The sequence below is a fragment of the Dechloromonas sp. A34 genome (assembly GCF_026261605.1).
Taxonomy (GTDB): domain Bacteria; phylum Pseudomonadota; class Gammaproteobacteria; order Burkholderiales; family Rhodocyclaceae; genus Azonexus.
Genome location: NZ_CP102486.1, coordinates 1765386 through 1788761, shown reverse-complemented (window position 1 = coordinate 1788761; position 23376 = coordinate 1765386). Strand labels below are relative to the sequence as shown.

Annotated in this window: 18 protein-coding genes and 2 pseudogenes; 8 read left to right on the top strand and 12 right to left on the bottom strand. The window is 63.6% G+C overall.

The features are described from left to right. Nucleotides 1–14: 14 nt before the first annotated feature. Nucleotides 15–1724 carry a PHA/PHB synthase family protein gene (locus NQE15_RS09010; protein WP_265948693.1) on the bottom strand — a complete coding sequence of 570 codons (1710 nt, stop codon included), beginning with the start codon at nucleotides 1722–1724 and terminating at the stop codon, nucleotides 15–17. A 74-nt stretch (nucleotides 1725–1798) separates the two neighbouring features. Continuing rightward, the gene (locus tag NQE15_RS09005; protein WP_265948691.1) at nucleotides 1799–3211 is read right to left on the bottom strand and encodes an MBL fold metallo-hydrolase RNA specificity domain-containing protein; all 1413 of its coding nucleotides are present in this window, start codon (nucleotides 3209–3211) and stop codon (nucleotides 1799–1801) included. Nucleotides 3212–3294: 83 nt separating this feature from the next. Here NQE15_RS09005 and NQE15_RS09000 point away from each other — a divergent pair, with 83 nt between their 5' ends. Beyond that, nucleotides 3295–3738 carry a universal stress protein gene (locus NQE15_RS09000; protein WP_265948686.1) on the top strand — a complete coding sequence of 148 codons (444 nt, stop codon included), beginning with the start codon at nucleotides 3295–3297 and terminating at the stop codon, nucleotides 3736–3738. Here the strand turns inward: NQE15_RS09000 and NQE15_RS08995 are convergent. From NQE15_RS08995 to NQE15_RS08955, 9 genes and pseudogenes are all read right to left on the bottom strand, one after another. Further along, a complete protein-coding gene (locus NQE15_RS08995) occupies nucleotides 3729–4460 on the bottom strand; it encodes a hypothetical protein (RefSeq protein WP_265948682.1) in 732 nt (243 codons plus the stop codon). The two genes, NQE15_RS09000 and NQE15_RS08995, sit on opposite strands and share 10 nt — an antisense overlap. Before the next feature lie 99 nt (nucleotides 4461–4559). Further along, nucleotides 4560–5693, bottom strand: coding sequence for an ABC transporter permease (locus NQE15_RS08990; RefSeq protein WP_265948679.1), 1134 nt, complete (start codon nucleotides 5691–5693; stop codon nucleotides 4560–4562). A gap of 1 nt (nucleotide 5694) precedes the next feature. After that, a pseudogene (rbbA, locus tag NQE15_RS08985) lies at nucleotides 5695–8432 on the bottom strand (ribosome-associated ATPase/putative transporter RbbA). A 5-nt stretch (nucleotides 8433–8437) separates the two neighbouring features. Further along, nucleotides 8438–9424, bottom strand: coding sequence for an HlyD family secretion protein (locus NQE15_RS08980; RefSeq protein ID WP_265948676.1), 987 nt, complete (start codon nucleotides 9422–9424; stop codon nucleotides 8438–8440). Nucleotides 9425–9591: 167 nt separating this feature from the next. Further along, entirely contained in the window at nucleotides 9592–10083 is a 492-nt protein-coding gene (locus NQE15_RS08975; protein WP_265948674.1) for a hydrogenase maturation protease, read from the bottom strand. Next, nucleotides 10080–11543: a Ni/Fe hydrogenase subunit alpha gene (locus NQE15_RS08970; RefSeq protein WP_265948672.1), complete on the bottom strand. Its 1464-nt coding sequence runs from the start codon at nucleotides 11541–11543 to the stop codon at nucleotides 10080–10082. The genes NQE15_RS08975 and NQE15_RS08970 overlap by 4 nt, the downstream gene beginning before the upstream one ends. A 13-nt stretch (nucleotides 11544–11556) precedes the next feature. Beyond that, nucleotides 11557–12107 (bottom strand): annotated as a pseudogene (locus tag NQE15_RS08965) (NADP oxidoreductase). Between the two features lies 1 nt (nucleotide 12108). After that, on the bottom strand, nucleotides 12109–12807 hold the full coding sequence (locus NQE15_RS08960; RefSeq protein WP_265948670.1) for a 2Fe-2S iron-sulfur cluster-binding protein: 699 nt from the start codon (nucleotides 12805–12807) through the stop codon (nucleotides 12109–12111). Next, the gene (locus NQE15_RS08955) at nucleotides 12804–14696 is read right to left on the bottom strand and encodes an NAD(P)H-dependent oxidoreductase subunit E (protein ID WP_265950207.1); all 1893 of its coding nucleotides are present in this window, start codon (nucleotides 14694–14696) and stop codon (nucleotides 12804–12806) included. The genes NQE15_RS08960 and NQE15_RS08955 overlap by 4 nt, the downstream gene beginning before the upstream one ends. A 241-nt stretch (nucleotides 14697–14937) precedes the next feature. Between NQE15_RS08955 and fabI the strand changes: the two genes are divergently transcribed. From fabI to NQE15_RS08920, 7 genes are all read left to right on the top strand, one after another. Next, nucleotides 14938–15747: an enoyl-ACP reductase FabI gene (fabI, locus tag NQE15_RS08950; protein WP_265948668.1), complete on the top strand. Its 810-nt coding sequence runs from the start codon at nucleotides 14938–14940 to the stop codon at nucleotides 15745–15747. A gap of 86 nt (nucleotides 15748–15833) precedes the next feature. Next, nucleotides 15834–16409: a hypothetical protein gene (locus NQE15_RS08945; protein ID WP_265948666.1), complete on the top strand. Its 576-nt coding sequence runs from the start codon at nucleotides 15834–15836 to the stop codon at nucleotides 16407–16409. Between the two features lie 64 nt (nucleotides 16410–16473). Continuing rightward, nucleotides 16474–16680 carry a hypothetical protein gene (locus NQE15_RS08940; RefSeq protein WP_265948643.1) on the top strand — a complete coding sequence of 69 codons (207 nt, stop codon included), beginning with the start codon at nucleotides 16474–16476 and terminating at the stop codon, nucleotides 16678–16680. Nucleotides 16681–16682: 2 nt separating this feature from the next. After that, nucleotides 16683–16958: a hypothetical protein gene (locus NQE15_RS08935; protein WP_265948640.1), complete on the top strand. Its 276-nt coding sequence runs from the start codon at nucleotides 16683–16685 to the stop codon at nucleotides 16956–16958. Nucleotides 16959–17144: 186 nt separating this feature from the next. Then, nucleotides 17145–18563: a bifunctional enoyl-CoA hydratase/phosphate acetyltransferase gene (locus NQE15_RS08930; protein ID WP_265948637.1), complete on the top strand. Its 1419-nt coding sequence runs from the start codon at nucleotides 17145–17147 to the stop codon at nucleotides 18561–18563. A 1-nt stretch (nucleotide 18564) separates the two neighbouring features. After that, nucleotides 18565–19746: an acetate/propionate family kinase gene (locus NQE15_RS08925; protein ID WP_265948633.1), complete on the top strand. Its 1182-nt coding sequence runs from the start codon at nucleotides 18565–18567 to the stop codon at nucleotides 19744–19746. Nucleotides 19747–20018: 272 nt separating this feature from the next. Next, entirely contained in the window at nucleotides 20019–22859 is a 2841-nt protein-coding gene (locus NQE15_RS08920) for an adenosylcobalamin-dependent ribonucleoside-diphosphate reductase (protein ID WP_265950204.1), read from the top strand. 119 nt (nucleotides 22860–22978) lie between these two features. On the opposite strand, the gene NQE15_RS08915 is transcribed toward NQE15_RS08920, so the two are convergent. Next, complete coding sequence (locus NQE15_RS08915) at nucleotides 22979–23302, bottom strand: hypothetical protein (protein ID WP_265948630.1); 324 nt, start codon at nucleotides 23300–23302, stop codon at nucleotides 22979–22981. Nucleotides 23303–23376 lie beyond the last annotated feature (74 nt).

The following is a 23376-nucleotide window of genomic DNA, read 5'->3' as shown; positions in this document are numbered from 1 at the left end:
TCACGCGCTGCGGCCTACTTTTCGAGGACATAGGTGCCGGGCGCATCGCACAGCGCCGGGAACTTGCGATTGCTGGCCGGATAGGCTTCGACCAGGTCGCCGGTACGATCACCGAGCCACAGCGTCCAGTCCTCCCACCAGGTCCCGGGCTTTTTCTCGGCACGATCGAACCAGTGCTCCCAATGTTCATTGCGCTCGGGTTCGGCGATCCAGTAGGCCCGCTTGGGCGGCTTGGCCGGCGGATTGACGATGCCGAGGATGTGGCCGGACGTGGACAGCACAAAGCGCACCGGCGCATTGACGTTGATCTGCTTGCGGATACGGTAGCACTGCTTCCACGGCGCGATGTGGTCGTCTTCGGCGGTCACCACGTAGAGCGGCTGGGTAATCAGGTCGAGGTCGATCGATTCGCCGGCAATGGTCAGCTTGTCGCGCTTGATCAGGTTGTTGTGCAGGTACATCTCGCGCAGGTAGTAGGAATGCATGGCCTGCGGCATGCGCGTCGAATCCATGTTCCAGAACAGGACATCGAAGGCCGGCAACGGCTCGCCGAGCAAATAGCTGCTGACCCAGTAATTCCAGATCAGGCTGTTCGAGCGCAGCAGGCGGAAGGACGAGGCCATTTCGCTGCCGTCGAGATAGCCCTTCTTGGCCATCGACTCTTCGAGTGCCCCGATGCAGGCCTCGTCGATGAAGACGTCGATATCGCCTGGATGCGCGAAGTCGGTCAGCGTCGTAAACAGCGTCCAGTGCGCCACCGGCATCTGGTCGGCCCCGAAGCGCTTGGTGGCCCAGGCCATGTAGGTACTGACCAGCGTGCCACCGATGCAGTAGCCAACCAGATGGACCTTGGGCACCTTGCAGAATTCGCAGGCGACACGCACCGCCTCGCTGACGCCTTCGAGCAGGTAGTCGTCGAGCCTGACCTCGGCCAGATCCTCGCCCGGGTTCTTCCAGCTCGTGATGAACACCGAAAACCCCTGGTCGGTCAGATACTTGACCAGGCTCTTGCGGGCCGTCAGGTCGAGGATGTAGAACTTGTTGATCCACGGCGTGGTGATGACGATCGGCATCGCCCGCACCTGCTCGGTGGTCGGGGCGTAGTGGATCACTTCGAGCAGGCGATTGCGGAACACTACCTTGCCCGGCGTCGTCGCCAGATCCTTGCCGACGACGAAGGCATCGGGCTCGACCATCAGGATGTTCTTGGCTTCGACGTCGCGCTGGAAGTTTTCCCAGCCCTGCTTCAGGCTCTCGCCCTTGGTATCGACAAAGCGCTGCATGGCGGCCGGGTTGAGCCAGAAGAAATTGGTCGGCGCCACCATGTTCAGCCAATTGCGCAGCCAGAAGGCGGAGCGCCGGCGTTCCTTGTCCGACAGCCCCGGGGTCTCGAAAAGCATATCTTCGAGCCGGTGGGTGAAGGCCAGATACCACTCCTTGATGATGTCCCAGCTCGCCGAATCGGTCCAGATCGGGTCGGCGAAACGCGCATCGTCGGCATTGGGCGCGATGACGTCGGACGAGGGAATGCCTACCGCCCGCCGCATTACATGCGACTGCAACTCGAACAGATCGCCGGAGAGGGCATGGATCGCCCGCGACAATTCCTGCGGGTGCAGTATCCAGGCCATTTGTGCATTGAGAAGGGAAGACGTCACACCATACGGGTCGATCGCCTTACCCAGTGAATTGCCGAGGGTCTCGAGCGGACTCTGCGTTCGCATATCGAGGCCACTGCTTTTTGCTGACGGATTACCGGACATCTGGATTACCTCGTAGCTAAGTTTCTGCTGTCATCTTACCGCGCGAAGGACTCGCCGGGGGTCGGCAAACGCACATCTGGCCAGCCAAAGCGCTCGTTGATCGCCTGCGTGAAGTTGGCCGATGCCCCGGCTTCGCCATGCACGACAAAGCAAGTCCCGGGTGCCGAGTGAAATCCACCCAGCCAGTCAAGCAAGGCGGCCTGGTCGGCATGCGCCGAAAGACCACCGACCGTGTAAATGCGTGCCCGGACTGGCACTGGCTGGCTGAAGATATTGACCAGCCGCGCCCCGTCCACCAGGCGTCGACCGAGCGTACCGGCCGCCTGGAAACCGGCGATCAGCACGCTGCACTCGCTGCGCGGCAGGTTCTCGCGCAGGTGATACTTGATCCGTCCGGCTTCGCACATGCCACTGGCCGAGATGATCACGGCACCACTGCGGATCTCGTTGAGCGCCTTGGAACGTTCGACATCGGCGACAAATTCGAGCTTCATCTTGTCCGGATGTTTCTGTTGCCAGGCGATCAGCTCACGCGTTTCGGCATCGAGCAGCTCGGGATGGGCCAGCGTGATGCGCGTTGCCGCATTGGCCATCGGCGAATCGACATAGACCTTGAGCGGAAACAGGCGCTTGCGGCGGACCAGATCGGCCAGCAGGTAGATGATTTCCTGAGTCCGGCCGACCGCGAAGGCGGGGATGATCAGGTTGCCACCGGCGGCACGCGTCCGCTCGAAGGCATCGACGATCTCGTCCTCGGTTTCCTGCAACGAGCGATGCGTGCGGTCGCCATAAGTCGATTCGACAACCAGGACATCGGCCTCGGCCGGTGGCTTTTCCGGATTGCGCAACACCGGCCGGTCGGGCATGCCGAGATCGCCGGAAAAGACCAGCTTGCGCGGCCTGCCTTCCCCGCTGACGGCGATTTCCAGCCACGCCGAGCCGAGAATATGGCCGGCGTCGTGGAACTGCACCTTGACGTTGTCGGCCGGCGCCAGGCTGACGCCAAAGGAAACCGGACGCAGCAACTGGAGGCTCGCCAGGGCCTGAGCCACGGTATAAAGCGGCGCCGGAATCCCGCGCTCGTCCTTGCCGCGCCGATGCCGGTGGCGCAATTGCCATTCGGCCTCCTTCTCCTGGATATGGGCGCTGTCCGGCAGCAGTACTTCGAGCAGGTCGATGGTCGCTGGCGTGGCATAGATCGGTCCCTTGTAGCCGAGCATGGACAGGCGCGGCAAGAGGCCGGAATGGTCGATATGGGCATGGGTAAGCAGCACAAAATCGATCTGCCGCACGTCGAAACCGAAATTCAGGGCCCGCAGGTTCTTTGCCCGTGCCTCCGGACCGCCCTGGAACATGCCGCAATCGACGAGAAAACGGGTGTCGCCCGATTCCACCAAAGTACAGGAACCGGTCACCTCGCCGGCCGCTCCGAGAAAACCCAGACGCATGTTTGAAATCCTCCTGACTTGGCGTAGCATGATCCTCAAGACGGCGGAATGCAACGCCAGCAGACAGTTTCAGGAGGTAGACCATGTTCAAGCATATTCTCGTCCCGACCGACGGTTCCGAACTTTCGCAGGCCACAGCCCAACGAGCAGTCTCCTTTGCCAAGGAAACCGGCGCCCGCGTTACCGTCTTCTTCGCCAAACCCGAATATCCGATCGCCTATTTCGGCGAGGGCGCGCTGATCGACCCGACCACCCCGGAAAAATTCGCCGAACTGGCTGACCAGCAGGCCGCCCAATACCTCGGCGAGGTCCAGGCCCTGTGCGCCGCAGCCGGTGTCGAATGCAACACGACCTCTGCGACCAGCGACATCCCCTACGAGGCGATCATCGAAGCCGCCGAAAAGTCCGGGGCCGACCTGATCTTCATGGCCTCGCACGGCCGGCGCGGCATCAGCGGCTTCCTGCTCGGCAGCGAAACCAACAAGGTGCTGACCCACTCCAAGGTGCCGGTGCTGGTCTATCGCTGACCGCTCGCCCCGCCTGCCGAGCAATGCCCGGCACCCGGCCTGATGCGGCAGAGGATAGCGCCGCTCTCCAGGTCCACGAAATCGATCTCGTCCAGAACGCCGACCAGATAACGTTTCTTCAGCGTGAAGTCGATCGGCTTGCCGTAGGTCGCCTTCCAGAACGTCGTGCTCTCGCTGATCACCGGCTCGATCAGGTGGGCTCGCGCCCGCAGGCCGAGGTGGTCGGCGACGGTAGCCGGCAGATCGGCGCTGAAACCGGCCTCGTCATCGACGCCGCGGGGATAGAAATCGTAGAGATTGGCGAAGGCCAGGAAGTAGTCGTAGCGCCAACTGATCTTCATCTGTTGCACGCTGCCGATCTTGTCCTCGTGCGCATACTCGCCGCGCTCGACGGCCACCGACTGCAAGGGCAGGAACTTGAAGCGGTAATAATCTTCGCGCGCCGGATCGGCCTCCGGCCTCCAGCTCCAGCCTTCGGCAATCTGGTTGAAGGCCATCCGGTAGCGGACCTCGGCCCGCTCGCCGACCAGCGCCACGCTGTAGCCTGAACTGGCCGCCAGATCGATATCGACCTCGATCGTTGCCCCGATGGCCGCGCCCCGTTCGGCCTCCGCCAGTAGTGCCAGGGTCTCGTAGCGGCTGGCAGCCGGTTCGACCGCCTGCACCGGGGACAAAAAGACGGCGGCCACGGCCGCCGCGAATACTGCTTTGAGGGTCATCATGTCGATCTGGAACGCCGCCGGGAGGGCTGGCTTCCGGCGTCATCTTGAGCACCGATCGCAGATTGGCCCATGATGCACATCAACATTTTCCCGGATGCTTCAGACTTGCGTCTGCGTCACCGCCCGGCGGAAGCGGAACAGCGCAATCGCGAAGAAACAGCCCCCGACTGCCGTCATCCCGAGCAGATCGGGCCAAATGACTTCCAGCCCCGCCCCGCGATAGAGAATGCCCTGGGCCAGACGGACGAAATAGGTGGTCGGCGTTGCCGCCATGATGTTCTGGATCGCCGCCGGCATGCTCTCCTGTGGCGTCACCCCGCCGGACAGCAGTTGCAGCGGCACGATGGTGATAATGATGAGCAGGCCGAGTTGCGGCATTGAGCGCGCCAGTGTGCCGAGAAAGATGCCAATCGACGCTGCAGAGAACAGGTAGAACACCGCCGCCGCCAGAAAGAGCCCCACCGACCCGGCTATCGGCACCTGCAGAACCTGCTTGACCATGACGAGCAACGCAAAAGCGACGCCAATCAGTACGGCCAGCCCGTTCGCCCAGATTTTCGCCATCATGATCTCGAACGGCCGCAGCGGCATGACCAGCAGGTGCTCGATGGTGCCGTGCTCGCGTTCGCGGATGAAGGCGGCGCCGACCAGGATGATGGTCAGCATGGTGACGTTGTTGATCGCCTCCATGACGCCGCCGAACCACAGGCCGGTCAAATTCGGATTGAAACGGGCGCGGGCGGTCAGGCGGATCGGCGTGTCCTCGTCGGCGCGACGTCCGGTCAGGAATTCGCCGACCTCGCCGCTGGCGATGTTGTTGATGTAACTGGCGCCGATGAAGGCCTGGCTGATCACCGTGGCGTCGATGTTAAGCTGGATTTCCGGGCGCCGGCCGGCGCTCACATCACGCTGGAAATGGCTGGGGATGACCAGCACGAAAGAGTACAAATTCCGGTTCATCGCATCGTCGACCTGTTCCAGGCCGATCAACTCCGGGCGACGAAAGTACGGCGGATAGAGTGCGCCGGCCAGCCGGGCCGAGAGCGGCGAACTGTCTTCATCGACGATGGCGACCGGGGCGTTGTTGAGCTGCTGCGAGCTTCCCGTCGCCGCCTCGTAGATGGCGCCCGAGAAGGCCCAGACGATCAGCCCGAGCAGCACCTTGTCGGCGGCCAGGCTGCGCAACTCCTTGAGGCCGAGGCGGAAGATGTTGCTCAGGGAAAAGCCGGCCATGCTACTTCTCCTGCTTCTTGAGCAAGACCACGCTGGCCACCGTGAGCAGAGGAATGAAGGCGGCCAGCGCCAGCAGCGACTGCCACAAGTCGGCAAAACCCAGGCCCTTGGTAAAGGCGCCGCGGCAGATCAGGATGAAATAGGTCGCCGGATAGCCCTGGCCAATCCAGTACCCCGCCCCCTCCAGGGCCTCGACCGGCGTCGTCAGGCCGGAGAACTGGATGGTCGGCAACATGGTCACGATGGCCGTGCCGAACAGCGCCGCAATCTGCGTCTTGGTGAAGGTGGACATCAGCAGGCCGAGGCCGGTAGTCGCCGTGACATAGAGCAAGGCGCCCAGCGTCATCGCGGCGAAGCTGCCCTTGACCTGCACACCGAAGACGAAGACCGCCTCGCCCATCATCAGCAGATAGCTGGCCATGCAGACGGCGATGTAAGGCAACTGCTTGCCGATCAGGAATTCGAGCCGCGTCACCGGCGTGACGTACAGGTTGGTAATCGAGCCGAGCTCTTTTTCGCGGACCACGCCGAGCGCCATCAGGATGGCCGGGATGAGCAGCAGGAGCAGCGGGATGACGGCCGGCACCATGGCGTAAACACTCTTGAAATCCTGGTTGTAGCGATAACGCGATTCGATCTCCAGCACCTTGGCCGGGTAGCTGCCGGTCGCCTCACGCATCATCTGGCGCACGTAATCGCGGTGCAAGCCATCCATGTAGCCACGTATCGTCTCGCCGCGATACGGCATGGCGCCATCGACCCAGACGCCGACTTCCGGCTTGCGCCCACGCCGCAGGTCACGGCCATAACCTTCTGGAATGTCGATGGCCAGCGACACCTCGCCGCTCTTCATGCGGCAGTCGAGATCGGCATCGTCGACCAACGCCGGGCGCTGGACGAAATACCGCGAGCCGGCAACGTTGGCGATGTAGTCGCGGCTTTCCGGGGTCTGATCGCGATCGAGCACGGCGAAGCGCAGCCCTTCGACATCGAAGGACAAGCCATGGCCGAGCACGAACATCATGACCACCGAGCCGAGCAGCGCGAAGGCCAGGCGGATGGCATCGCGCCGTAGTTCGAGCGCCTCGCGGTAGGCATAGCCGAGCAGGCGGCGCAGGCTGAAGGCGGGCGAGCGGATGGGCAGGGCTGGCGACGCAGCCGTATTCCCGGCCACCGTGTCGGGAACGACGGCGGGCCCACTCTTCGCCACCCCGGTCGCCTCCTCCAGATAGCTGATGAAGGCCGCCTCCAGCGTCGGCTCGCCGCGCGCCGCGCACAGCCCGGCCGGCGTGTCACTGGCCAGCACCTTGCCGGCATGCATCAGCGAGATGCGGTCGCAGCGCTCGGCCTCATTCATGAAGTGGGTCGAAATGAAGATGGTGACGCCCTGCAGGCGCGACAGTTCGACCAGCAAGGCCCAGAATTCGTCGCGTGCCACCGGGTCGACGCCGGAGGTCGGCTCGTCGAGGATCAACAGCCTCGGCTCATGGACCACGGCCACGGCCAGCGAGAGGCGCTGGCGGATGCCGAGCGGCAGGTCGGCCGCCGCCTGGCCGGCGTATTCGGCCAGCCCGAAACGCTGCATCAGCAAGGCAATGCGCTGCTCGCGCCGAGCCTCCGCGAGGTGGAAGAGGCGGGCGTGCAGATCGAGGTTCTGCAGCACCGTCAGCTCGCCATACAGCGAGAAGGACTGCGACATGTAGCCGACCTGCTTGCGCGTTTCGAGGTCGCGGGCATCGATCGCCTTGCCGAATAGCTTCGCCGTGCCCTCGGTCGGCGGCAGAAGGCCGGTCAGCATTTTCATCGTCGTCGTCTTGCCGCAGCCGTTTGAGCCGAGAAAGCCGAAGATCTCGCCGGCCTCGATGCGAAAACTGACGCGGTCCACCGCCGTGAAGTCGCCGAAACGCTGCGACAGCCCTTCGGCCTCAATGGCACAAACGCCCCCGTCGCCGACCCGGGGCGGGATGACCAGCGCGTGGTGTGCCTGGCGGCGGGCTAGCGGCAGCAATTCGATGAAGGCGCCATCGAGGGTCGCCTGCCCGGTCTGCGCCCGCAGCTCGGCCGGCGTGCCGTGGCCGATCACTCGACCGTCGTCCATCGCTACCAGCCAATCGAAACGCTCGGCCTCTTCCATGTAAGCCGTTGCCACCAGCACGCTCATTCCCGGCCGGCGGGCACGGATGGTGTCGATCAACTCCCAGAACTGGCGGCGCGACAGCGGATCGACGCCGGTCGTCGGTTCGTCGAGAATCAGCAGGTCGGGATCGTGGATCAGGGCGCAGCACAGGCCGAGCTTCTGCTTCATGCCCCCGACAGCTTGGCAGCCGGCCGTTCGCGGAACGGCGCCAGGCCAGTGCTGTCCAGCAGTTCGGCGATGCGCTGGGCGCGTTCGCGCCGCCCCTGTCCAAACAGGCGACCGAAGAAATCGACATTCTCGAATACCGACAGCGTCGGATAGAGGTTCTTGCCCAGCCCCTGCGGCATGTAAGCGATGCGCGGCTGCACCGAGGCGCGGAAACGACGCTCGCCGATGTTGCCGCCCAACACCTCCACCTTGCCCGCCTGAATCTGCCGTGCGCCCGAGACCAAGGCCAACAGCGAGGATTTGCCGACGCCGTCCGGTCCGATCAGGCCGACCATGCAGCCGGCCGGCAAGGCGATATCGACCGCCTCCAGCGCCATCACGTTGCCGTAGCGATGACTGACGCCGGACAAGCGGGCGACCGGCGCGCGGCCCATGCCTCCTACTTTCCGTCGACCTGCAGGTTGGCCGGCCAGGCTGCCTTGGCATCGAACCGGACATAGGCGACGCCCGGCATGCCGCCCTTGGCCAGATCGCGGTGTGCTGCCAGCCAGGCCGGATCGGCCTTGACCTTGAGACGGAACATCAGCTTCTCGCGCTCGCTTCGGGTTTCGACTTCGCGCGGCGTGAATTGCGCCTTTGCGGCCACGAAGCTGACGCTGGCCGGAATCACCTGCCCGGGCAGGGCATCGAGCAGGAGGCGGGCCTCGCTGTTGAGCGCCACCTGCCCGGCCTTCTCGGTCGGCAGGTAAATCGTCATGTACATATCGGACAGATCGAGCAGGGTCAGCGCCTTGCCGCCAGCCCCCAGAACCTCGCCCGGCTCGGCCAGCCGGTAAAGCACCCGACCGCCGATCGGCGCCCGGAGCGCGGTGTCGTTCAAGTTCACCTTGAAGCTTTCGACCCTGGCCTCGGCGGCGGCCACTGCGGCATCAGCCTCGCCGACCCGGCTTTGCGCCTGGGCCAGGCCGGCCTGCGCGCCATCCATGCCGGTCTGGTCGGTATCCAGCTTGCTGCGGCTGATAAAACCCCGGCCGACCAGATCTTCCGAGCGCTTCAGGCTTTTGCCGGCCAGCTTCACGTCGCTCGCCGACTTGCGCACGCCGGCCCGCGTCTGATCGAGCGCCCGCTGGCCCTGCTCGACCTGTGCTTCGGCCATCCGCAGTTGGGCGCGCAGATCGTCGGCATCCAGCCTGGCCACGACGTCGCCGGCTGCGACCATGTCGCCTTCGCGCGACAGGACAGCACTCAGGCGGCCGGAAATCTTGGTCGCGACATCGACCTCGATGGCCTCCAGCCGCCCGTTGCCCGAGGCAAAACCACTCGGCAAGCCAGCCGGACGCTGCTGATAAAGGATGTAGCCGAGGCCGGCGGCTGACACAGCCAAAAGGGCAAAAACCAGCGTTTTACCAAGACGAGAACGGTTCATAAGGCCCCCGATCATTTACTGACCAATCAGTCATTAGCTGATCCGATTATAGGCTCCGTGAATTCTGTCCGCCAGCGTCTGAATGCCCAAGAGCCGCTTGCCGAGCGCTTTTTCATCAGAGGCGCCAAACCCCGACCGAGCCGCTGCCAGTAGCGCCGGGCGACCGCCTAAGCCAGCGCTGCCCGCTCCCATTCCGTCAGTACGGATTTCCGGCAGAGTTCGGTCAACAGTTGCCAGGCGCCTTCGAGGCCGGCAGTAGCTGCAGCCGTCAACGGCTCGCCGAGCTCGAATTGCTCACCGCGCACGCAGAGCACGAAGGCCGGCGGTGGCTCGGCGCCTTCGGTTTGGCGATAGACCTGGAGCACCGCCTCCGGTGGCAGTTCGTGCGTGGTGTGGGCGATGCCGGTAGCCGGTGCGATGCGCCGGAAGGTGTAGGGTCCCGGGGTGCCGGCGCCGGCATCGATGAACAGGGCCAGCCGGCGCCCGCCCAGATCGAGGGCGTGCTCGATCTGCAGCTGGAAATCCTCGATCAGTTCGAATTGCCCGGCCAGCCCCTCGTCATCCAGCCAACCACCCAGCCGCTCGAGCAACAGCGGCCCGATGGCGTCGTCGCCGCGGCTGGGATTACCGACGGCGAAGACGACAACCGCTGCGTTCACGAACGGCTCAGGGAATGAACCCGCTGGCCTTCGACATCGACCAGCTCGACTTCGAGCGGCATCTTGCCCAGCGCATGGGTGGCACAGGACAGGCAGGGGTCGAAGGCGCGGATCGCGACCTCGATGTGGTTGAGCAGGCCCTCGGTCACTTCCCGGCCCTGCAGGTAACGGCGGGCGACATGGCGCACGGCCTCGTTCATCGCCTGGTTGTTGTTGGTGGTCGACACGATCAGGTTGGCCATCGTGATCAGGTCGTTCTCGTCGACCCGGTAATGATGGAACAAGGTGCCGCGCGGTGCTTCGATGACGCCGACGCCTTCCATCTGGCGTTCGCCCTCGACCATCAGGTCGTTGCTGAGCAGGTCGTCGTCATGCAGCAGATCCTTGATCACCTCGGCGGCGTGCAGCATCTCGATCATCCGCGTCCAGTGGTAGGCGAGCGGCGCGTGCATCGGCGTGCCGCCAGCATAGTCGACGAATTCCTTGCGTTCGTGCTCGGCAAACGGCGTCGAGATCTGGTCGCAATTCTGCACCCGGGCCAGCGGGCCGACCTTGTACCAGCCGTGCTCCTTACCCTGGGCCTTGAAGAACGGGAACTTCATGTAGCTCCAGGGCTTCACTTCCTCTTCGATGTACTTGTCGTACTGCTGGTAATCGACGCCGTCGAAAATCAGTTTGCCGTTGTCGTCGCGGGCGCGCAGCGTGCCGTGATAGAAGTCGAGATCGCCGTTGTGGCCGACGATCGACATGAAATTGGAGCGGAAGATGCCGAAGCTGTTGTAGAGCCCCGGGTCCTGGGTGTGCACCTTCTGGATCAGGTGCACCGCGTCGCGCGCCCAGGCGACCATGGTGTAGATGTCCTTCAGCAGCAGGTCGCGCTCGGCCACGGTCAGGGACTTGTTCATCCCGCCGGGAACCGCCCCCGTGCCATGCACCCGCTTGCCGGCGGTGACGCGAATGACCTCCTGGCCGAACTTCCTGAGCAGCACACCACGCTTGGCGATTTCCGGGTGGGCGGCGGCGACGCCGACGATGTTGCGCTTGGTCACGTCGCTGTCGAAACCGAACAGCAGATCAGGCGAGCAGAGATGGAAGAAGTGCAGCGCATGCGACTGCAACATCTGGCCGTAATGCATCAGGCGGCGCAGTTTCTCGGCAGCCGGGGTCAGCTTCTTGGCGCCGACGATGACATCGAGCGCCTTGGAGGCGGCAAGGTGGTGCGACACCGGGCAGATGCCGCACAGGCGCTGGACCATGACCGGGACCTCCCAGTAGGGTCGGCCCTGGATGAATTTTTCGAAGCCGCGGAACTCGACGATGTGCAGGCGCACCTGGTGCACCTTGTTGTGCTCATCGAGCAGGATGGTGACCTTGCCGTGGCCCTCGACGCGGGAGACGGGATCGATCGCCACCCGGCGCAACTTTTCGGGATATTCGGCAGTTTCAAGGTTGTAGGTCATTGTTCTACCTCGGTTAATCGTAGTGCATCAGGCCGTGCTCCAGCGTCGGCTCGCGGCCGGCCAGCAGGTCGGTCAGCACCTTCCAGATCGCGTCGCCCGAGGGCGGGCAGCCCGGGATGAAGAAATCGACCTTCACCACTTCGTGGATCGGGTGCACCTTGTTGAGCGGCAGCGGCAGTTCGGGGTCGTTCGGGATCATGCCGTTGTTCAGCCCGGGCTGGTGTGATAAACCTCTTCAAGGATGGTTGTCAGTTGCAGATGATTGCGCTGAGCCGGCAGGCCGCCGTTGATGGCGCAGGCGCCGATGGCGATCAGGATCTTGCAGTTCTTGCGGAACTCGCGCAGGACATGGACGTTCTCGGCATTGCACAGGCCGCCTTCAATGATGCCGAGATCGCAGTCCGGACTACAGGTTTTGATGTCGGTCAGCGGCGAGCGGTCGAACTCGATGTGTTCGAGCAGCGTGAACAGCCGTTCGTCGATATCGAGGAAAGACATGTGGCAACCGAAGCAGCCGGCCAGCGAAGTCGTCGCTACTTTCAGCTTTTTCTTGGGAGCAGTCATCTCAGCGCCCCTCCACGGTTTCGCCAATCGGCTGCTTGTCGTAAGTGCGTTCGCCGATCGGCACGGCAAAGCCCCGCCGCTTCTTGAGGATGACACCGACCGGGCAGACCTGCGCCGCCTTGTCGTCGAGCGCGAAGTCAGTGTCGGCCAGCTTGCCGGACTTGGCATTGACGATCAGATGGGTCTTGATGCCACGGCCGGACAAGGCAAAGACGTTCTTGCCGTCGACGTCGCGGCTGGCCCGCACGCACAGCGAACAGAGAATGCAGCGGTTGAAGTCGAGCAGCACCTCGGGGTGCGAGGCATCGACCGCCCGGTTCGGGAAGAAGTGGTCGAAGTGCGGCGACATCATGCCCAGGTGGTAGGCCGTGGCCTGCAACTGGCAGTTGCCGCTCTGCTCGCACGAGGGGCAGAAATGATTACCCTCGACGAACAGCATCTGGGTCAGTGCCCGGCGTTCGGCGTTGATTTCCTCGGTATCGCTTTCGACCACCATGCCGGCCATCGCCCGCATCGTGCAGGAAGCCGTCTGCCGGCCGTTGGCCTTGACGGTGCACAGCTTGCATGAACCGTGCGGCTTGAATTCCGGGTGATAACAGAGGTGTGGAATGAAAACCCCGGCCTTGGTCGCGGCCTGCATGATGGTCTGGCCATCCTCGAAGGGAATGGTCTTGCCGTCGAGAGTAAAGGTCTGGCTCATAGGGAATTCTCCTCGCCGAATTCTTCCTTGATGATGTGGGCGGCCGCGTCGTCGCGGCCGGTCATCTGGCGTGCTGAAGCGAGTGCCCGGTCGAGATCGAAGGCCGGCGCGAAATCCTGCTGCACCATGTGCTTCTCATAGGCCGGGCGAAACTTGGCGATGGTATCGAGCACTGGATTGCAGGCCGTATGCCCGAGACCGCAGTGACTCATCGATTGCAGCAACTGGTTGAGCTTCTCGATTTCGGTGAAGTCGTAGGGTGAGCCGCAACCGTTGTGCAGTTTGTCCATCAGGTTTTTCAAGAGCGAGGTGCCGACCCGGCACGGCGTGCAAAAACCGCAGCTTTCGTGCTGGAAGAAATGCACGTAATTGCGGGCCACCTCGAACATATCGCGGCTGTTGTCGAAAATGGTGAAGGCGCCGGCCGTCGGAATATCCTCGAAACCAATGACGCGGTCGAACTCGTCGGGTGAAACGCAGACCCCGGACGGGCCACTGACCTGCACCGCCTGCGTGTCCTTGGCACCGCAATCGTCGAGCACCTGCTGAATGCTGACGCCGAAGGGATACTCATAAAGCCCCGGCCGCTCGCAGTCGCCGGAAACTGAAAGAATCTTGGTGCCGGCCGACAGCTTGGTGCCGATCGCGGCGTACCACTCCCCGCCCTTCAACGCGATCAGCGCCGCCGCGGCGAAGGTTTCGACGTTATTGACGATAGTCGGCTGGTCGAGATAACCGTTGGTCACCGGGAACGGCGGCCGGTTGCGCGGCGTGCCGCGCTTGCCTTCGAGCGACTCGATCAGCGCCGATTCCTCGCCGCAGACGTAGGCACCGGCCCCGAGGTGGATTTCAATATCGAAATCACCGCCCGGAATGCCGATGATGTCGGTCCCCAGCAGCTTGTCCTGGCGCCGCCGCTCGAGCACCGCATTGAGCGGCTCGAGCAGGTGCCGGTATTCGCCGCGCAGGTAGAGGAAACCACGCCGGGCGCCGATCGCGTAGGCAGCCACGGTCATGCCCTCGAACACCAGGTCGGCGTAGGAAGTGAGCAGCACGCGGTCCTTGAAGGTGCCCGGTTCGCCTTCGTCAGCGTTGCAGACGACGAAGCGCTGCTGCCCCGGCTTGAGCGGTGCATTGCGGCATGCCTCCCACTTCAGGCCGGTGGTGAAGCCGGCACCGCCCCGGCCGCGCAGGTTGGCGCGCTTGATCTCGTCGAGCATGGCGGCCGGGCCGCCGAGTCCGGAGGGCAGGCCTTCGCGCCAGGAGCGCATATTGGAGGCCATCAGGCCGTCGCTCGGCACCCGCTCGCGCGCTGCGCGCAGGGCATCGCCCGGCGACATCTGCGAAGCGAGCATGATGTCCGGCTTGCGGATATTGTCTTCGACCTTGAAATAGTCGGCCGGCCACTCGGCAACCGGCACCTTGTTACGCACCAGCTCGGCGATTTCATCGATGCGCTCGGCGCTCAGCCGGGTCACCGCGTAGTTATTGACCAGCAGGGCCGGCCCCTGGTCGCACATACCGGTGCAGGAGGTCTTGTCGACGCTGACCAGACCGTCTTCCGAAACCTTGCCCGGCTCGATCCACAGGTTGCTGCACAAGCGCTCCATGAGCGCCAGGTTGCCCGCCATGCGATCGGTGATGTTGTCGGAAAAAAGGATGCGGTATTTGCCGCGCGGCTGGGTGTAGAGAAATGAATAGAAGCCGGCCACCCCTTCTATCTTGGTGCGCGGCACGCCCAGCGTCGCCTGCATGCGGTCGACGGCTTCCGGCGGAATCCAGTCGCAGGCTTCCTGCACTTCGCGCAGGATCTGCAGCATACAGGTGGGATCGCGCCGATAACGGGTGACGACGCGGTCGACAATCCCCGCTACGGCTTCGGCATGCATATCGTTCAGGGCCACGAGAACCTCCGGACATTCACTTATGACGAAAACAAGCGTAGCACCGAAACCCTGCAATTTCTTGCGACAGGTCAACCGGGGGCCAGCTTGTCGCCAACCGGTAACCAGAATGTGCAACAATATTGCTGCAGCACAGCATGCATTAGCGCCTGTTAATGCACAGTTGTCGGTCCAAAATGGTGCATCGCATCAACATCGGCAACCAACTTTTGTAAGGAAGAACAGCATGAACACAATTACCGAACAACTCACGCCGACACAGACCGGCGCCCTGTTGCCGCTGGCTGGCAAAAAAGGCCTGATCACCGGCATCGCCAACGACAAGTCGATTGCCTACGCTGTCGCCAAGGCAATCGTCGCGCTGGGCGGCGAAATCGCCCTGACCTACCAGAACGACAAGACCGCCAAATATACCCAGCCGCTGGCCGAAGCCCTGGGCGCCAAGCTGTTCGTCAAGCTTGACGTCGCCGAAGAAGGCAGCCTGGAAAGCGTCATCGCCAAGTGCGGCGAAACCTTCGGCGAGATCGACTTCGCCGTGCACTCGATGGCGTTCTGCAATGCCGACGACCTGCACGGTCGTGTCATCGACACCACCGAAGAAGGCTTCGACTCGGCGATGAACGTCTCCTGCCACAGCTTCCTGCGCATGGCCAAGGCCCTGGAGCCGCTGATGGCGCACGGCGGTTCGTTGATCACCATGTCCTACCTCGGCGCCGAGCGCGTCGTCCGCAACTACGGCGTAATGGGCATCATCAAGGCGGCGCTCGAATCGGCCGTCCGCTATATGGCCTACGACCTCGGCCCCAAGGGCATCCGCGTCTTCGCCGTGTCGCCCGGCCCGATCATGACCCGCGCCGCCTCCGGCATCGCCAATTTCAATACGCTGCTCGAAAACGATGCCGCCAAGGCGCCGCTCGGCCGTACCGTGACCATCGAGGAAGTCGGCGCGCTGACCGCCTTCCTGTGCACGCCGGGCTCTTCCGGCATGACCGGCCAGACGATCTACGTGGACGGCGGCGCCCACATCGTCGCCTGACCATCCGCCCCGACCGCTCTGCAAGGGCCCGGCCCAGCCGGGCCCTTGCGGTATGCTCCCGATCAGGAAAACCCGCGGAATAAGCCATGGACAACTGCGGCACCATCATCACCGACCCGGTACCCGACCACCCGCTGCTCAACGGCAGGCCGGAAATCGGGCGCGGCGAGAACACCATCGTCCTCGACGGCGATGTCGTCGACGGCCAGGAACATGTCTTCAAACTGCTCTCCTCGCCTACCGACTACGCCTACTACACCGCCCCCGACCGGCCGACCGGCCGGCATTTCCCGGTGGTCTATGCCGACCACGGCACCGTCGGGCGCTCCAGCCGCGGCTTTCCCTTCCATATCGTCGAGGTCGAAAAGCTTTATCCGCTGCCCGGCACCGGTGACGCCGTCGAGGTCGCGACCAAGATCTCGACCTCCTATTTCGACGCCTGCCTGATGTGGCGCAACCTGGCCCAGGACATGGGGCGCATCGCCCTGCACCATCTGGTGGTCACGCCGATGGGCTGGACCGACACCGTGCAGCAGTCGCTGAAGGCGCTGGAGGATTTCTCCGGCGAGTACGGTGCCCTGCCCGACCTGATCAAGGCCGACAACCTGATGATGCGCAAGGATGGCACGCTGGTTTTCTCCGACCCCGTATTCATGGAATGACCTGCCTCACCACGCCTCTTCTGTCGGGCCAGCCGCCCGCTGCACCTCACGGCACTGCCGGATCATGACCATCACCCAAGTTCACTTCGCGTCGCGCGAACTCGCCGAATCCCTGGCCGGCAATCCGTACATGGCCATCATCTCGATCACCGACCCGGGCACGCCCGAGGCGCGGCTCAACCCGGCCTTCCGACATGTCTTGCGCCTCTCCTTCTACGACGCGGTGCCGGCCGACGAGTACCTGCCAGCGCCCCCGGGCTGTTCGACCTGACGATGGCGCGCCGCATCGACCATTTCGTCAAAGAACTGCACGATGCACCCTTCAAGATTTCGATGATGGTCCATTGCGAGTACGGGGTCAGCCGCTCGGCGGCCGTCGCGCTCTTCGTCGAGGCCTGCTCCGGGGCGCCGCTGACCGCCCGCGAATTCACCTACGAGGCCAACGACTGGGTGATCGACCGGCTGTCGCAACTGCATCCCGAGCTGGATATCGAGATTCCGGTCAAAACCACGGCCGAAGACCGGCGGGCCATGCTGCGTTTTTCCTGACCCCGTCACAACCCAGGAAACGTTCTCGCATGCTGCGCGTGCACATCGAAACACCCACGGGTGAAATACCCTTGAATTGCCATACCGAACGAAATCAAGTCGCGTTGTTTGCTGCGACGCAGCACTCTATACTGACCGTATCGTCATTGCACTGCCCGCTTCATGTCCTCCAGGGAGAAACCGATCATGCGTGAGACCAGCGAAGAGCGTTACCTGATCAACAAGACCTACGACGAAATCCGCATCGGCGACTCGTCCAGCCTGACCCGGACGCTGATGCCCGAAGACGTCAAGCTGTTCGCCATCCTGACCGGCGACTTCAATCCCTCGGTGGTCGATCCGGCATTTTCGGAAAGCGGCATGTTCCGCGAAGTCATCGCCCACGGCATGTGGAGCGGTTCGCTGATCTCGACGGTGCTCGGCACCCAGTTTCCCGGCCCTGGCACGATCCTGGTCGACCAGGGACTGCACTTCGCGCGGCCGGTCACCATCGGCGACATCATCACCGTCACGGTCACCGCCAAGCAGAAATTCGACCACAACAAGCATGTCGTCTTCGACTGCGTGTGCACCAACCAGGAAGGCCTGCAGGTCGTGCGCGGCACGGCCGAGGTGCTGGCGCCGGCCGAAAAGGTCTCGCACCTCCAGGTCGTCCATATGCCGGAAGTGCGCATCGACGACAAGTACGAGCGCTATACCCAGATGCTGAACCGCGTCAAAGGTCTGGAGCCGATCCCGACCGCGGTCGCCCACCCCTGCGACCGGGAATCGCTGCGCGGGCCGGTGATCGCCTTCCAGGCCGGGATCATCGAGCCGATCCTGGTCGGCCCGGAGAACAAGATCCGCGCCGTTGCCGAAGAATTCGGCATCGACCTGCACGGCATCCGCATCGTCAATGCCGCCCACAGCCACGATTCGGCGGCGATTGCCGTTTCCCTGGTCCGCACCGGCGATGCCGAGGCCCTGATGAAGGGCAGCCTGCATACCGACGAACTGATGGGCGAAGTCGTTTCGCGCGCCAATGGCCTGCGCACCTCGCGCCGGATCAGCCACGTCTTCCTGATGGACGTGCCGACCTACCACCGGCCGCTGATGATCACCGACGCCGCGATCAACATCGCGCCGACCCTGGAAGACAAGGTCGACATCATCCAGAACGCCATCGACCTCGCCCACATCATCGGCATTCCCGAACCCAAGGTGGCGATCCTTTCCGCCGTCGAGACGGTCAACCCCAAAATCCAGTCCACGCTCGACGCCGCCGCCCTGTGCAAGATGGCCGACCGCGGCCAGATCCGCGGCGGCATCCTCGATGGCCCGCTGGCATTCGACAACGCCGTCTCGATCGTCGCCGCCAAGACCAAGGGCATCAAGTCGGCGGTGGCCGGCCATGCCGAGATTCTCGTCGTGCCCGATCTCGAATCCGGCAACATGGTCGCCAAGCAGCTCGAATACCTCGCCAACGCCCTGACCGCCGGCATCGTTCTCGGCACCCGGGTACCCATCGTCCTCACCAGCCGCGCCGATTCGGCTGAAACCCGCACCGCGTCATGCGTCATCGCCGCACTCGTCGCCCACGCCAACCGCAAAAATGGAAACGTCTGACATGAAACAAGGCATCCTGACGATCAACGCCGGATCGTCGTCGATCAAATTCGCCCTCTTCTCCCTCGCCCACCCAATCTCGCCGGAAGCCGAAGTCTCCGGGCAGATCGACGGCATCGGCACCGACGCCACCAAGATGGTGGCCAAGAACCGTGCCGGCGAACGCATCGCCGACCAGATGCTGGACGGCCAGCAGGTCAGCCACGCCCAGTCCTTCGATGCCCTGCTCAAGTGGTTCACCGCCAGCCACGCCAACTGGACCATCGTCGCCGTCGGCCATCGCGTCGTCCATGGCGGCGAACGCTATTCGCAGCCGACCATCATCGACGACACCGTGCTCGGCCACCTGACCAGCTTCGTGCCGCTCGCCCCGCTGCACCAACCGCACAACGTCGCCGGCATCATCGCCCTCCAGGCCCTGCTGCCCAGCATTCCGCAAGTCGCCTGCTTCGACACCGCCTTCCACCGCAGCCAGCCGGGCGTCGCCCAGACCTTCGGCCTGCCGCGCAGCATCACCGCCGAAGGCATCAAGCGCTACGGCTTTCACGGCCTGTCCTACGAATTTATCGCCCGCGCCCTGCCCCAGCATTCCGGCCGCGCCAGCGGTCGCGTCGTCGTCGCCCACCTCGGCAACGGCGCCAGCATGGCGGCCATGGTCAATCGCAAGTGCGTCGCCACGACGCTCGGCTTCTCGACCATCGACGGCCTGGTCATGGGCACCCGCTGCGGCAACCTCGACCCCGGTGTGATCCTGCACCTGATGGAAACCAAGAATCTCTCGGTCAAGGACATGACCAAGATGCTCTACAAGGAATCCGGCCTGCTCGGCGTTTCCGGCCTCAGCCAGGACATGCGCACCCTGCTCGCCAGCGACAAGCCGGAAGCCCAGGAAGCGGTCGACCTCTTCTGTTACCGCATCGCCCGCGAACTTGGCTCGCTGGCCGCCGCGGCCGGCGGCCTCGATGCCCTGGTATTCACCGGCGGCATCGGCGAGCACGCCGCCGAAGTCCGCCGCCGCGTCTGCCTGCAATCGGAATGGCTGGGCATCCGCCTCAATCCCGAGGCCAACGCCCGCCACGACCTGCAGATTTCGGCTGGCAACAGCAGCGTCGACGTGCTGGTCATTCCGACCAACGAAGAGTGGATGATGGCGCACCACGCGCAGACCCTGCTGGCACTTTAAGAAAAATATTTTGTCTTACAGCCCCGGCCCCGGAAGGTGCCGGGGCTTTGTTTTTTCGGGGCTTTTTTGCGATATGACAAAACGGTTTCACGGCCGGCACAAAATCCCGTATCTAGTCAACGGATTGCATTGACCTACTATATCTAGTAGATTGCTGCTCATTCAAAAACTAACAAGCCCAATTAACGAAGCCATGCCGAGGAGCAAAAAATGAGCCCAGTAGCCGAACAACTCTCGCTGACCGACATTCCCGCCCCCCCGAATTCGCCCCCCTGCAAGAGCAGGAGATTTCCGGCGAAGTCCTGATCGAAAAATACGCCAAGGGTAAGGAAACCAGCGTCCACGACGTGCGCAAACGCGTCGCCTGGGCACTGGCTCAGGTAGAGCAGGAGAAGGATCGCGCGCACTGGGAAAACCGCTTCCTGTGGGCCCAGGAAAACGGCTTCATCCCGGCCGGCCGGATCAACTCCGCCGCCGGCACCGACCTTCAGGCGACGCTGATCAACTGCTTCGTGCAGCCGGTTGGCGACTCCATCGTCGAAAATACCGACGGCCGTCCCGGCATCTATACCGCGCTGGCCCAGGCCGCTGAAACGATGCGTCGCGGTGGCGGCGTCGGCTACGATTTTTCGTCCATCCGTCCGCAAGGCGCCCGCGTCAAGGGTACCCAGTCGCGCGCTTCCGGCCCGGTGTCGTACATGCGCGTCTTCGACCGCTCGTGCGAAACCGTCGAATCCGCCGGCGCCCGCCGTGGCGCCCAGATGGGTGTGCTGCGTTGCGACCACCCGGATATCGAAGTCTTCATCCACGCCAAGGACAAAGGCGACCTCTCCAACTTCAACATTTCCATCGGCGTCACCGACGCCTTCATGGAAGCCGTCGATGCCGACACCGATGTCGAACTGACCCACCGCGCCGAGCCGAACGGCGAAATGAAGTCCTCCGGCGCCTACCAGCGCGAGGACGGCCTGTGGGTGTACCGCAAGGTGCGCGCCCGCGACCTCTGGGACCAGGTGATGAAATCCACCTACGACCACGCCGAGCCGGGCATCCTGTTCCTCGACCGCATGAACAAGGACAACAACCTCAATTACTGCGAAGTCATCGAGGCCACCAATCCCTGCGCCGAACAGCCGCTGCCGCCCTACGGCTGCTGCTGCCTGGGTTCGATCAACCTGACCCTGTTTGTCCGTCACCCCTTCTCCGAGCAGGCCAGTTTCGATTTCGACGAATTCGCCGAAGTCTGCCGCGTCTCGACCCGCATGCTCGACAACGTACTCGACGCCACCCACTGGCCGCTCGAGCGCCAGCAGGAAGAAGCCGCCAACAAGCGCCGCGTCGGCCTCGGCTTCACCGGCCTCGGCGATGCGCTGGCTATGCTGCGCCTGCGTTACGACAAACCGGAAGCCCGCGCCATGGCTACCCGGATCACCGAGCAGATGCGCGATGCCGCCTATCTGTACTCGGTCGAAATGGCCAAGGAGCGCGGCGCCTTCCCGCTGTTCAACGCCGAGCTCTACCTCTCCGGCGGTAATTTCGCCTCCCGCCTGCCGGCTGACGTCAAGGCCGAAATCCGCAAGCACGGCCTGCGTAACTCGCACCTGCTGTCGATCGCGCCGACCGGCACCATTTCGCTGGCCTTTGCCGACAACGCCTCGAACGGCATCGAACCGCCGTTCTCCTGGACCTACAGCCGCAAGAAGCGCATGCCGGACGGCACGCTGAAAGAGTACTCGGTCGAGGACTACGCCTGGCGCCTCTACAAGCACCTCGGCGGCGATGTCAGCAAGCTGCCGGAATACTTCGTCACGGCCCTGGAAATCTCGGCTGCCGCCCACAAGGACATGGTCGCCGCCGTCGCGCCGCACATCGACACCGCCATCTCGAAGACGGTCAACGTGCCGGGCGACTACCCCTACGAAGACTTCCAGGATCTCTACATGAGCGCCTGGAAATCCGGCCTCAAGGGTCTGGCCACCTACCGCCCGAACAGCATCCTCGGCTCCGTACTCTCCGTCACCCCCGAGCCGAGCACGGCCGAGGCTGCCGCCGCCGACGCCGCCAAGTCGCCGCAGGATTTCGTCTCCGACGCCAACCGCCGCCTGTCGATCAAGAACCTGCCGGCCCCGGTGCTCGCCAGCCTGCGCTGGCCGGGCCGCCCGAACCTGCCGGAAGGCAACCTGTGCTGGACCTACATGGTCGACTCGCCGATCGGCAAGTTCGCCCTCTTCGTCGGCCACGTCGAACCGGAAGGCCGGGCCTGGCCGTTCGAAGTCTGGGCCAACGGCCCGGCCGAACCGCGCGGCCTGGGCGCCGTTGCCAAGACGCTGTCCATGGACATGCGTGCCAACGACCACGGCTGGCTGGAAATGAAGCTCGATGCCTTGGCCAAGACCCCGGGCGACGCCTTCGACATGCAGATGCCGCCGCATGGCGAGCGCAAGCGCCTGCCCTCGGTGGTCTCCGCCATGGCCCAGGTTATCCGCTGGCGCTGCGAGCAGCTCGGCGCCTTCAAGCACGAAGGCCCGACCCCGGTGAAGGATGCCCTGTTCAGCACCAAGGAGCCGAAGACCGGCACCGACGGCACGCTGTCCTGGACGGTGGACGTCAATAACGCCTCGACCGGCGAAGATTTTGTCCTCGGCCTCAAGGAAATCACCCTGCCCGACGGCGTCACCCGCCCCTACTCGATGTGGCTCTCCGGCAACTACCCGCGCGCCCTCGACGGCCTCTCCAAGCTCCTGTCGCTCGACATGCGCGTCCTCGATCCGGCCTGGATCGGCATGAAGCTGCGCAAGCTGCTCGACTACTCCGAGCCGTTCGGCGACTTCATGGCCTTCGTCCCGGGCTCCCGCAAGCAGCAGACCTACCCGTCGACTGTCGCCTACATCGCCCAGCTGATCATTCACCGCTACGCCATGCTCGGCATCCTCGACGAAGCCGGCTTCCCGCTGCAGCAGATGGGCATACTCGAAGCGCCGGAAGACAGCAGCAGTAACAAGGTGCACCCGACCCAGGGCAAGCTGTGCAGCGAATGCGGCAACCACACGATGATCCGCAAGGACGGCTGCGACTTCTGTACCGCCTGCGGGGCAGTGGGTAGCTGCGGCTAAGGCAGCACCCGGCCCCAAACAAAACGCCCCGATTTTTCGGGGCGTTTTTCGTTTGGGAGAGGCTTTTCGCGCGACCGGAGTGTTCGACCCACAATTCAAAAGTGGCTATGCAAGCCCCCCTATTGCGTGGCCGGCCCAACGGTTTGGTTGCTCTCGGGGCGGCCAGCATTGGGTTCATTGCCGTAGCCGCGGTAGGCCGGTGGCTCCTGATATTTTGGCTGCTCACGGGGAGCGTACTGGTCACGAGCGTCGTATTTGTCCCCGGCGTTGTACTCGCGCAGGTCCCGGTTCGGATCGTTCGCCTTCTCCAGTTCATCGATTTGTTTCTGCAGAACCCAGCTGACGACATGGACAAGGACTTTGTCTACCTGGGCATGCGCAACGGAGCATGTGGACACTCCAAGCACCAAACCAATCACCGCGGCCAGTAGTCTCGTCGGCATGATCCTCACCTCCGTACCTCGTCAGACCATCATAGTCCACAAAGCGTCGCCCCATGGCCAAGCAACTTAAAGCG

Coding starts and splice junctions, on each gene's coding strand:
- NQE15_RS09010 (WP_265948693.1), bottom strand. CDS start 1,724: ATGCGAACGCAGAGTCCGCTCGAGACCCTCGGCAATTCACTGGGTAAG.
- NQE15_RS09005 (WP_265948691.1), bottom strand. CDS start 3,211: ATGCGTCTGGGTTTTCTCGGAGCGGCCGGCGAGGTGACCGGTTCCTGT.
- NQE15_RS09000 (WP_265948686.1), top strand. CDS start 3,295: ATGTTCAAGCATATTCTCGTCCCGACCGACGGTTCCGAACTTTCGCAG.
- NQE15_RS08995 (WP_265948682.1), bottom strand. CDS start 4,460: ATGATGACCCTCAAAGCAGTATTCGCGGCGGCCGTGGCCGCCGTCTTT.
- NQE15_RS08990 (WP_265948679.1), bottom strand. CDS start 5,693: ATGGCCGGCTTTTCCCTGAGCAACATCTTCCGCCTCGGCCTCAAGGAG.
- NQE15_RS08980 (WP_265948676.1), bottom strand. CDS start 9,424: ATGAACCGTTCTCGTCTTGGTAAAACGCTGGTTTTTGCCCTTTTGGCT.
- NQE15_RS08970 (WP_265948672.1), bottom strand. CDS start 11,543: ATGACCTACAACCTTGAAACTGCCGAATATCCCGAAAAGTTGCGCCGG.
- NQE15_RS08960 (WP_265948670.1), bottom strand. CDS start 12,807: ATGAGCCAGACCTTTACTCTCGACGGCAAGACCATTCCCTTCGAGGAT.
- NQE15_RS08955 (WP_265950207.1), bottom strand. CDS start 14,696: ATGCATGCCGAAGCCGTAGCGGGGATTGTCGACCGCGTCGTCACCCGT.
- fabI (WP_265948668.1), top strand. CDS start 14,938: ATGAACACAATTACCGAACAACTCACGCCGACACAGACCGGCGCCCTG.
- NQE15_RS08945 (WP_265948666.1), top strand. CDS start 15,834: ATGGACAACTGCGGCACCATCATCACCGACCCGGTACCCGACCACCCG.
- NQE15_RS08940 (WP_265948643.1), top strand. CDS start 16,474: ATGACCATCACCCAAGTTCACTTCGCGTCGCGCGAACTCGCCGAATCC.
- NQE15_RS08935 (WP_265948640.1), top strand. CDS start 16,683: ATGGCGCGCCGCATCGACCATTTCGTCAAAGAACTGCACGATGCACCC.
- NQE15_RS08930 (WP_265948637.1), top strand. CDS start 17,145: ATGCGTGAGACCAGCGAAGAGCGTTACCTGATCAACAAGACCTACGAC.
- NQE15_RS08925 (WP_265948633.1), top strand. CDS start 18,565: ATGAAACAAGGCATCCTGACGATCAACGCCGGATCGTCGTCGATCAAA.
- NQE15_RS08915 (WP_265948630.1), bottom strand. CDS start 23,302: ATGCCGACGAGACTACTGGCCGCGGTGATTGGTTTGGTGCTTGGAGTG.